Annotated in this window: 1 protein-coding gene; it reads left to right on the plus strand. The window is 49.7% G+C overall.

The genetic code is table 11. The annotated features are described in order from the left end of the window. Positions 1–509 (plus strand): DUF4158 domain-containing protein (locus tag A3761_RS04620; protein WP_156491596.1); only part of this gene is annotated, 509 nt, incomplete at both ends.

Genomic DNA, 509 nt, shown 5'->3' on the forward strand with positions numbered 1-509 from the left:
AGACCTCAAGTTTCGGCGCTTTAGTTTGAAAGCGGACCAAAAATCCCGCATCTATGAGCGTGTTTTATCAATTGCTGGAGTCAACAGCTGGAAAGATAAGCAACATCAACCCCGGCTTGTTGAACATTTGCTGGTCTGCGCTGAAAGCTGGGTGGCACCCCGCGCACTCTTTGACGCAGCAATCGAGTACCTGGCCCACCAGAAGATCGCCATTCCTGCCTATAGTACCCTGCAGAAGATCGTCAGTCAGGTGATTAATCAACATCAGCAACGATTGTATGATCAGATCAATGCCGCTTGCAGCCAAAGCTTAAAGAATATGCTGCAGACACTGGTTTCCGATGAAGACCACTTTACATTGAAGCAGCTGCGCGGGAGCGCTCGCAACTTCACCGGTACCGAGCTGCAGAAAGAGCTGGCGGTGTATAACCATATTCAACCGCTAATGGAGGATGTGACGACTGTACTCGACTCGCTTTCTCTGTCCCAGAAAAACCAGCATCACTATG

Source organism: Oleiphilus sp. HI0123, from assembly GCF_001635315.1.